Here is a 6,747-nt window from a genome sequence, read left to right as displayed (position 1 = left end):
AACCAGCCCCGGCCTTGAAAAGGCTGGACAAAATCTCACCCTCTCCGCTGACCTCGACATCCCGCCTCGGCATACTCCTCTTCTGGGCACCATTTTCTGACATGAAGCTGTGTTGGCTGACATGGCCGCCATTGCCGGTTCGCTGCGAAGCGTTTCGGTACGCAACGTGCTACACTAGAGGGCATGTTGAGAGAGCAGTTGACTGGAAAGGCTTCAGTCTAGGAAGATGGCCTCCTTGCACTGGCGATCCGCGTGGCACTGTAGGCCATCATCAGAGTATTAGCGCCGTCAGTGCAGCAGGATGCGCGGCTGGCCAAGGGAAGGCCGCACGCCCTGTTCTATGGGACGCTTCAGAGCTCCGGCAGCGCCCAGTCGATCGGCCTTTGGCCGTGACTTTCCAGGAAGGCGTTGGCCTTGGAGAAATGGCGCGAGCCGAAGAAGCCGGTATGCGCCGATAGCGGCGAGGGATGCGGGGCTTTCAGCACGAGATGGCGACCGCCGCGGTCGATCGAGTCGACGAACGCGGCCTTCTTCTGCGCGTAGCTGCCCCACAACATGAACGCGACGGGCTCCGGGCGGGCGTTGATCAAGCGGATTACCGCGTCGGTGAAGCGCTCCCAGCCGCGGCCCTGATGCGCGGCGGCGCGGGCCATCTCGACCGTTAGCACTGCGTTCAATAGCAGCACGCCCTGCCCCGCCCAATGTTCGAGAAAGCCGTGGCGCGCGCGCGGGATGCCGAGATCAGCCTCCATCTCCTTGTAGATGTTGACCAGGCTGGGCGGCGTGCGAACTCCAGGCTGGACCGAGAAGCACAGCCCGTGCGCCTGACCCTCGCCATGATAGGGATCCTGGCCGAGGATGACGACGCGGACCTGCTCCAGCGGGGTGAGGTCGAGGGCGCGAAACCAGTTCTGGCTGGCCGGAAAGATGCGCTTGCCGGCGGCCTTTTCGACCCGGAGGTACTCGCGCAGCGCGGCCATGTACGGGCTGGCGAACTCGTCGCGCAGCGGTTCGCGCCAGCTTGGGTGCAGCTTTACGTCGGCCATGGCGAGGCTGTCCCGCAACCGGGGGCGGTGTGTCAACGTTGGGCGAGGATGATCGACGCGATCGAACCGATGGAAGCCAAGCTGGTCGAGGCGCTGCCCCAAGATGCCGGCTGGCAGTTCGAGCCCAAATGGGATGGCTTCCGCTGCCTGGTGTTCAAGCAGGGCAGCGACGTCGCGCTGCACTCCAAGTCGGGCAAGCCGCTGGGGCGGTACTTTCCTGAAGTAGTTGCCGGGATTGCGGCGCTGAAGGTCGACCAAGTGGTGCTCGATGGCGAGTTGCTGATCCCGCTGGGCGCGAGCCTGTCGTTCGACGCGTTGCAGATGCGGCTACATCCGGCGGAGAGCCGAATCCGGAGGTTATCTGCGGAGACGCCGGCGCGGCTGATGCTTTTCGATTGCCTGGCGCTAGAGGGCGAAATGCTGACCGGTGCGCCGCTCGCCGATCGGCGGCGGGTGTTGGAGCGGTTTCATGGAACGCACGGCAATGCGATGCTGCGGCTATCGCCGCGCACAGAGGATGGCGGAACCGCGCAGGCGTGGTTGGACGCCGCCGGTGGTGCGCTGGATGGTGTGGTCGCAAAGCGGATCGACGAGCCGTATCGTGCGGGCGAGCGCGCGATGCTCAAGGTCAAGCGGCTGCGTACCGCCGACTGCGTGGTGGGCGGGTTCCGCTATGCGACCAAGAAGCGCGAAGTGGGGTCGCTGCTGCTCGGGCTGTTCGATGAGAGTGGGCTGTTGCACCATGTCGGCTTTACCTCGGGGTTGGCTGCGGCGGACCGGCCAGCGCTGACAACGCAGCTGGAAGGATTGATCGAGGCACCAGGCTTCACCGGCGACGCGCCGGGCGGGCCGAGCCGCTGGTCGACCGATCGTTCGGCAGAGTGGCAGCCGCTGCGGTCCGAATTGGTGGCCGAGGTGCGCTATGATCACGTCACCGGGCGGCGGTTCCGGCACGGCACCGGGTTCCTGCGTTGGCGGCCCGACAAGGCGCCGCGGCAATGCACGATGGAGCAGCTTGGCGAAGAAGCACCACCGGCGGTGGTGGAGGCTGCGCTGGTGGAGGTGGAGACCGAGACTCGGTGATTGCACGATTCCCCGGTTAACGCCGGGGCCCAGCTCCGACGCGGTACGAAGCGCACCCAGCCCTCTCGCATTCGGTGCAAATGGGCCCCGGCCCTCGCCGGGGAACTGGTTAGACTAGGCTTGCAGGGGAGGACTGATTTTTGCGAAAAGCCGCTCATGCATATGTCTCACGACGCCCACGCGCCCGCTGCCGAGACGATCGGCTTTGATCAATTCTTGGCCGTGGACATCCGCGTGGGGACCATTGTCGAGGCGTTGCCCTTTCCCGAGGCGCGGAAGCCCGCGTTCAAGCTGGTGATCGATTTCGGGCCGGCGATCGGGCGTAAGCGGTCTTCGGCGCAGATCACCGAGCATTATCGCCTCGAGGAGCTGGTCGGCACCCAGGTGGCGGCAGTGGTTAATTTCCCGCCGCGGCAGATCGGCAAGGTGATGTCCGAGGTGCTGACGCTCGGCTTTCCCGATGCCGATGGCAAGGTGGTGCTGGTGCGGCCGTCCGAGCCGGTGCCGAATGGCGGGCGGTTGTTTTAGGTCGATCCGCAGACGAAGAAGAAGCGGGATCCCGGCTCAAGGCCGGGACGACCGAAGGGTTGATGGGCCGCCCGGGTTAAGCCGCAACCGCGCTGATCAAATAGTTGAGTGTTTCGTCGCCCCCGGTGACGAAGCCGCGTGCGGGCGAGAAGGTCAGTCCGGTGCGGGCGGTGACGCGCAGGCCGGCACCTTCGAGCAGCGCGGTCAGTTCGTCGGGGGTGAGGAACTGGTCCCAGGCGTGCGTACCCTTGGGGATCATCCCTGCCCCCTCCCCGATCGTGATCATCGCCAGGCGGGACAATGGCGTGCGGTTGGGGGTGGAGAGGATGAGCAGGCCACCCGGGGCGAGTGCATTAGCAAGGCCGGCGACGAACTCAGGGGGGTTGGTCACGTGCTCGATCACTTCCATCGCGGTGACCAGGTCGAAGCGGCGGTCATGCAAATCCTCGATGCCGCAGGCGAAATACTCGATTTCCAGGCCCGTGGCGGCGGCATGGGCCTGGGCGGCACCGATATTCTCAGGCGCGGCGTCGAGGCCGGTGACCTGCGCGCCGAGGCGGGCGAGCGGTTCGGCGAGGAGACCGGCGCCGCAGCCGACATCGATCGCGGTCTTGCCTGCCAGCGGCGTAAAGCTGGCCTGCTCCAGGTCCCAATGCGCGTTGGCGGCTTCGCGGATGAAGGCGAGCCGGGCGGGATTGAGCCGGTGGAGCATCGCCGAGGAACCACGGGGATTCCACCAGTCCGCGGCAAGCTTTCCGAAATGCGCAGCTTCGCGGGGGTCAATCGTTGCTTTAGTTGCGTTGGCCATAAGCCCCCCCTATCAGGACGCCCCATCTTACCCAAGTCCCGGGGGACCCGACACACCCATGGCTCGCATCGTGATGAAGTTCGGCGGCACGTCGATGGCCGGGATCGAGCGCATCCGCAGCGTCGCCGCGCGGGTGAAACGCGAATGGGAAGCAGGCAACGAAATCGCCGTGGTGGTCTCCGCCATGGCGGGCGAGACCGACCGGCTGGTCGGGTTCTGCCGGGAAGCATCGTCGCTGTACGATCCCAAGGAGTATGACGTCGTCGTCTCGGCCGGCGAGCAGATCACCAGCGGCCTGCTGGCGATCGCGCTGCAGGCGATCGGGGTTCCGGCCCGGTCGTGGCTGGGCTGGCAATTGCCGGTGCATACTTCCGACGCGTTCGCCAAAGCGCGGATTGAGGATATCGAAACCGGCACGCTGCTCGCCAGCATGGGCGCGCGCGAAGTGGCGGTGGTGCCGGGCTTTCAGGGCGTGCATGACGGTCGCATCTCGACGCTGGGACGCGGCGGATCGGACACCTCGGCAGTAGCCGTGGCCGCGGCGGTGAAGGCCGACCGGTGCGACATCTACACCGATGTCGATGGGGTCTACACCACCGATCCGCGCATCGTGCCGCGGGCGCGCAAGCTGAAGAAAGTCACCTACGAAGAGATGCTCGAGCTCGCCAGCGTCGGGGCAAAGGTGCTCCAGACACGATCGGTCGGGCTCGCCATGAAGGAAAATGTCCGCATTCAGGTGCTGTCGTCCTTCACCGGCGAGGACGCACCGATGGCGGATACATTGCCCGGCACCATGATCGTCGGCGAAGAGGAGATAGACGTGGAACGCCAGCTCATCACCGGCATCGCGCACGACAAGAACGAAGCCAAGATCACGCTGACCGCCGTGCCCGACAAGCCCGGCGCAGTGGCGGCGATCTTCGGCCCGCTGGCCGAGGCGAACATCAATGTCGACATGATCATCCAGAACATCGCGCACCAGAGCGCGGGTTCGGCGAGCGCGACCGACGTGACCTTTACCGTGCCGTCCTCCGACCTGGCGCGCTCAATCGAGACGCTGAACCAGGCCAAGGCGGCGATCGGCTTCAGCGAGCTGACCCACGACACGCGCGTCGCCAAGATCTCGGTGGTGGGCGTGGGGATGCGCAGCCATGCAGGCGTCGCGGCGACGATGTTCAAGACACTGGGCGAGCGGGGGATCAACATCCTTGCCATCACCACGTCCGAGATCAAGGTGTCGGTGCTGATCGAAGAGGATTATACCGAGCTGGCGGTGCGCGTGCTGCACACCGCCTATGGCCTCGACGCCGAGATCGAGGCCGCCTGACCTTTCCCGCTGGCGCAATCACGCGGTCGATGGGCTAAGCAGGATCATGCCATCGACTGCCTATCTCGCCTCCACGCGCGTCCGCGAGACGCTGGGCCGGCGCGGCAGCGCGATGGTGCTGGCGCTGCTGGTGGAAGCGCTGATCGCGCTGTTGCTGCTGTTCATGGCACCCGATCTGCCGGGGGTGGAGGACGGACCGCGCACCACAACCTTCGACGTCAGCACCGGCGACAGCGAAGAGGCCGCCGAGCAGAGCCCGGCCAAGGCCGCGCCCGAGCGGGCGTCGCGCAGCCAGCCCCAGCCCCAGCCGGTGCGGCCGCCCGAGGTGCAACCCAGTACGCCGCCCACGCCGGAACCGCCGATCGTTCTGCCCGACGGCATCATCCCAATGACGCGGCAGGAGTATCGATCGGCCGACATCGCCAAGGTGCCCTCGCGTGCGCAGGCGCCCGGCAGCGCCGCGGGTGCAGAGACTGGTGAAGCGGCGAGCAGCGGCGGCGGGCGGATGCCGGGGGATAGCGAAGTGGCGGGCAAGGCCCCCAATGGCGAGCCGCTTTATGCTGCCGAATGGTATCGCCGGCCGACCAAGGCGGAGCTGTCGACCTATATGTCGAGCCGGGCGCGCAGCTCGGGCTGGGGGCTGATCGCCTGCCGCACGGTGGCGCGCTACCGTGTTGAGGACTGCCAGGAACTGGGCGAATCGCCGCGCGGGTCGGGACTGGCGGGATCAGTGCGGCAGGCCGCGTTCCAGTTCCTCGTGCGCGCGCCGCGGGTCGGCGGCAAGGAGATGATCGGCACTTGGGTCGCAATCCGCATAGATTACGAGATCACCCGCGAATGACGGCACGCTGCGGCTTGCCCGTACGGGCGTCGGGCGGCTAGGCGTCGGTCCATGACCATTGGCAACACTGTTGGCGCCGAGCGCCTTAGCCGCCGCATGGCGCGCGGATGCGAATTCCTCGGCTCGGAGGTCGCGATTCTGGGCGGCGCGATGTCGTGGGTGTCCGAGCGCAACCTGGTGGCGGCGATCTCCAACGCCGGCGGGTTCGGGGTGATTGCGTGCGGCGCAATGACGCCCGAGCTGCTCGACGCCGAGATCGCAGGCACCAAGGCGCTGACGGATAAGCCGTTCGGCGTGAACCTCATCACCATGCACCCGCAGCTGTTCGACCTGATCGCAGTGTGCGCGAAGCATGAAGTGACGCATATCGTGCTCGCGGGCGGACTGCCGCCCACAGGGTCGCTCGACGCGATCAAGGGCCCAGGCACTGGCAAGCCCGCGAAGCTGATCTGCTTCGCGCCGGCGCTGAGCCTGGCCAAGAAGCTGATCCGATCGGGCGTCGACGCACTGGTGGTAGAGGGCATGGAGGCCGGGGGGCATATCGGCCCGGTGTCGACCAGCGTGCTGGCGCAGGAGATCCTGCCCGAGGTCGCCCAAGACGTGCCGGTGTTCGTCGCCGGCGGGATTGGTCGGGGCGAGGCGATCGCAGGCTATCTCGACATGGGTGCTGCAGGCGTGCAGCTTGGCACGCGCTTCGTCTGCGCGACTGAAAGCATCGCGCATGCGAACTTCAAGAAGGCGTTCATCCGCGCCTCGGCGCGGGACGCGATCGCCAGCGTGCAGATCGACCCGCGCCTGCCAGTGATCCCTGTGCGCGCGCTCAAGAACGCCGGCGGCGAGCTGTTCACCGCCAAGCAGCGCGAAGTGGCGCAGCTGCTCGATACCGGCAGCGTCGAAATGGCCGAGGCCCAGTTGCAGATCGAGCATTATTGGGCCGGCGCGCTGCGCCGCGCGGTGATCGACGGCGATGTCGAGCACGGGTCGGTGATGGCCGGCCAGTCGGTAGGCATGGTGCGCAAGGAAGAGCCGGTCGCCGACATCATTGCCGCGCTGATGGGCGAGGCCGTTCAGGCGCTGGAAAAGCGCGCCGCCTGAAAAGAACGCCGGCTGATCG

The 6,747-nt window shown here is 66.5% G+C and carries 7 protein-coding genes; 5 read left to right on the top strand and 2 right to left on the bottom strand.

Going from position 1 to position 6,747, the window contains the following annotated elements:
* Nucleotides 1–350 precede the first annotated feature (350 nt).
* Nucleotides 351–1,046: a uracil-DNA glycosylase gene (gene ung, locus FHT02_RS12335; protein WP_184087951.1), complete on the bottom strand. Its 696-nt coding sequence runs from the start codon at nt 1,044–1,046 to the stop codon at nt 351–353.
* Nucleotides 1,047–1,094: 48 nt separating this feature from the next.
* Between ung and FHT02_RS12330 the strand changes: the two genes are divergently transcribed.
* Entirely contained in the window at nt 1,095–2,129 is a 1,035-nt protein-coding gene (locus tag FHT02_RS12330) for an ATP-dependent DNA ligase (RefSeq protein WP_184087949.1), read from the top strand.
* A 156-nt stretch (nt 2,130–2,285) separates the two neighbouring features.
* Entirely contained in the window at nt 2,286–2,657 is a 372-nt protein-coding gene (locus FHT02_RS12325; RefSeq protein ID WP_184087947.1) for a tRNA-binding protein, read from the top strand.
* Nucleotides 2,658–2,733: 76 nt separating this feature from the next.
* On the opposite strand, the gene ubiG is transcribed toward FHT02_RS12325, so the two are convergent.
* A complete protein-coding gene (gene ubiG / locus FHT02_RS12320) occupies nt 2,734–3,465 on the bottom strand; it encodes a bifunctional 2-polyprenyl-6-hydroxyphenol methylase/3-demethylubiquinol 3-O-methyltransferase UbiG (RefSeq protein ID WP_184087945.1) in 732 nt (243 codons plus the stop codon).
* 58 nt (nt 3,466–3,523) lie between these two features.
* Here ubiG and FHT02_RS12315 point away from each other — a divergent pair, with 58 nt between their 5' ends.
* The 3 genes from FHT02_RS12315 to FHT02_RS12305 all read left to right on the top strand — a co-directional run bounded on the left by FHT02_RS12315 (nt 3,524) and on the right by FHT02_RS12305 (nt 6,728).
* The gene (locus tag FHT02_RS12315; protein WP_184087943.1) at nt 3,524–4,792 is read left to right on the top strand and encodes an aspartate kinase; all 1,269 of its coding nucleotides are present in this window, start codon (nt 3,524–3,526) and stop codon (nt 4,790–4,792) included.
* A 46-nt stretch (nt 4,793–4,838) separates the two neighbouring features.
* Nucleotides 4,839–5,633, top strand: coding sequence for a hypothetical protein (locus FHT02_RS12310; protein WP_221239452.1), 795 nt, complete (start codon nt 4,839–4,841; stop codon nt 5,631–5,633).
* A 96-nt stretch (nt 5,634–5,729) separates the two neighbouring features.
* Nucleotides 5,730–6,728 (top strand): NAD(P)H-dependent flavin oxidoreductase, encoded by a 999-nt coding sequence (locus FHT02_RS12305; protein WP_425506435.1) that lies wholly within the window; start codon nt 5,730–5,732, stop codon nt 6,726–6,728.
* Nucleotides 6,729–6,747 lie beyond the last annotated feature (19 nt).

It is taken from the genome of Sphingomonas xinjiangensis (genome assembly GCF_014199255.1).
Lineage (GTDB): Bacteria > Pseudomonadota > Alphaproteobacteria > Sphingomonadales > Sphingomonadaceae > Sphingomonas > Sphingomonas xinjiangensis.
The sequence above is the reverse complement of the archived record's forward strand: the minus strand, read 5'-3'. Positions and strand labels throughout refer to the sequence as shown.

What these genes read in the sequence shown, in the direction of transcription:
- FHT02_RS12330 (WP_184087949.1), top strand. Translation starts at nt 1,095, where the DNA reads ATGATCGACGCGATCGAACCGATGGAAGCCAAGCTGGTCGAGGCGCTG.
- ubiG (WP_184087945.1), bottom strand. Translation starts at nt 3,465, where the DNA reads ATGGCCAACGCAACTAAAGCAACGATTGACCCCCGCGAAGCTGCGCAT.
- FHT02_RS12315 (WP_184087943.1), top strand. Translation starts at nt 3,524, where the DNA reads ATGGCTCGCATCGTGATGAAGTTCGGCGGCACGTCGATGGCCGGGATC.
- FHT02_RS12305 (WP_425506435.1), top strand. Translation starts at nt 5,730, where the DNA reads ATGGCGCGCGGATGCGAATTCCTCGGCTCGGAGGTCGCGATTCTGGGC.
- ung (WP_184087951.1), bottom strand. Translation starts at nt 1,046, where the DNA reads ATGGCCGACGTAAAGCTGCACCCAAGCTGGCGCGAACCGCTGCGCGAC.
- FHT02_RS12325 (WP_184087947.1), top strand. Translation starts at nt 2,286, where the DNA reads ATGCATATGTCTCACGACGCCCACGCGCCCGCTGCCGAGACGATCGGC.
- FHT02_RS12310 (WP_221239452.1), top strand. Translation starts at nt 4,839, where the DNA reads ATGCCATCGACTGCCTATCTCGCCTCCACGCGCGTCCGCGAGACGCTG.